The organism is Gracilibacillus lacisalsi DSM 19029 (genome assembly GCF_000377765.1).
Classification (GTDB): Bacteria; Bacillota; Bacilli; order Bacillales; family Amphibacillaceae; genus Gracilibacillus; species Gracilibacillus lacisalsi.
Map to the genome: position 1 here is coordinate 1 of NZ_KB898700.1, position 2,050 is coordinate 2,050.

At 38.6% G+C, this 2,050-nt stretch carries 1 protein-coding gene and 1 pseudogene; both read left to right on the forward strand.

Going from position 1 to position 2,050, the window contains the following annotated elements:
* Positions 1-1,827 (forward strand): annotated as a pseudogene (locus tag D569_RS24700) (hypothetical protein); the annotation flags it as partial.
* A partial coding sequence (locus tag D569_RS0122120; RefSeq protein ID WP_018934607.1) for a phage tail domain-containing protein occupies positions 1,824-2,050 on the forward strand: 227 nt, incomplete at its 3' end. The pseudogene D569_RS24700 and the gene D569_RS0122120, both read left to right, overlap by 4 nt.

Here is a 2,050-nt window from a genome sequence, read left to right on the forward strand (position 1 = left end):
GGTGTAGAAAAGCTAACTGAAGTGGTAGATTGGTTCGGAGAATTAGACGATTCCACTCAAGATAATATTATCAAAATGGCTGGCTTTGCAGCTGCAGTTGGTCCTGCTTCACTGGCATTAGGTGGGATAACCAGAACTGCAAGTGGTACGTTGGGTATGCTCGGCAAACTGTCCGGTGCAATTGGTAAAAAAGGTGATGCCACAGGCGGTGCAGCAGGTAAAGCCAGTTTAATTGGCGGATTAGGAACCCTAGCTGCAGGTAGTGGTCCATTACTAGGAGCAACAGCAGCAATCGCTGGTTTAACTGCAGGCGGTATTGCATTACACAATCACATGAAACAAGATGTTATTCCGGAAATTGACCTGTTTGGTGATTCCGTTTCAGAGAATACTCAACAAGCAGTTAGTAGCTTTATGGAATTAAATGATGAGGCAACTTCACAATTAAATCAACTGGCATGGAGTGGACAAGAAGTAACAGAGGAAATGGCAGAGGAATTGTCTGGAACTTTCGATCAAATGGGACAACAAATTATAGATGGATTGAATCAACGTAAGGATGAAAGTCTAGCTGCTATCCAAGAAATGTTTGAAGGAGCTAAAGATATTAGCGAAGATGAACAAGCTGATATATTAAAAAGTGCAACAGAAAGTTTTGAAGAAAGAATTAAAGTAACTGAAGAAGCGACAGAGAGAATGAATGAAATTTTAGAAACTGCTGTAGAAGAAAACAGGAGTACAACAGAAGAAGAGAATAAAGAACTAGAACGATTAAGACAAGAAAGAATGGATAACGCAATAGAAGTGTTGTCTGAAACTGAACAAGAGCAACAAATCATAATGGAAAGAATGAAAGACCAAGCAGAAGATATCGGAAAAAGGCAAATGGCTGACACGATCAAGAGATCTATTGAAACAAAAGATGGTGTTATTGCTGAAGCTGAAGAACAGTACTATTTACAAAAAACAACCTATGAAAACATGCGAGATGAATTAGAAGAAATTGAAGAAGGTTTAACAGATCAACTAATTGAAGATGCTGAACGTCGAAAAGACGAGACCATCAGAGAAGCAGAAAACATGCATCAAGGCGTAATCGACACTGCTAAAGAAAAAAATCCAGACTTGTTAGATGAAATAGATACTACAACAGGTGAAATATTAAGTTTGTGGGATCAATTAGCTATTGATGTAGCTGTACCTTTCGCGAAAATATACGGAAAAGGTAAGGAAACATGGGATGAAATAAAAGAAACATTTGAGGGGAAAATCACTGTTCCATCACCTTCTTTAGGTTCTACTTTATCGCTATTAAATGAAGCTAGAAGTGCTTGGAGAAATGTTAGAGATATATTCACTCAGAAAATTTCTATGCCGGCACCTAGTGCTCGAACTCCATCGTTACAACACAAACAGTATCCATCTAATGCAGACGGTACTGATTATTTTGAAGGTGGACTGACATGGATAGGTGAGAAAGGATTTGAGTTAGCAAGATATGGTGATCAGTGGGGGATGTTTGATTTTGGATTAGCAAACCTTCCAAGAGGTACTCAAATTTTCACCCACGAAGAATCTAAGAAAATCCTAAACTCATTAAACAGCATACCTGGATACGCAGAAGGTATCAGCCCAACTGGTGAAGCGGATCGGATTGCTAATAGGTTGAGTCAACCACAACAAGTACAAGGTGAAGCTGTTATCTATACGACTGTTATCAACCAAATGGATGGACGAGAGATAGGAAGACACACGTATAAAAGCGTGACAGAATTTCAAGAACGAGATCAGAAAGTAAAAGAAATATTTGGGGGTGGAACTACTTGAAATCATTAACTTTTAATAGTCAGAGAAAGTCTTGGCTTTATCTTTTAGAAGGTAGACAGAAAGCCCCCTTTGCTCCGAGAAATAACAATTTATTACGTGTACCAGGAATGCCAGGTGCTTATTATAAAGACGAAACCATTGATGTTCTTTACATTACACAACCAGTTGGTTTTATTGTAAAAGATGATGCAGATGCTTTGGCTAAAAAAGACGAACTGGCAGA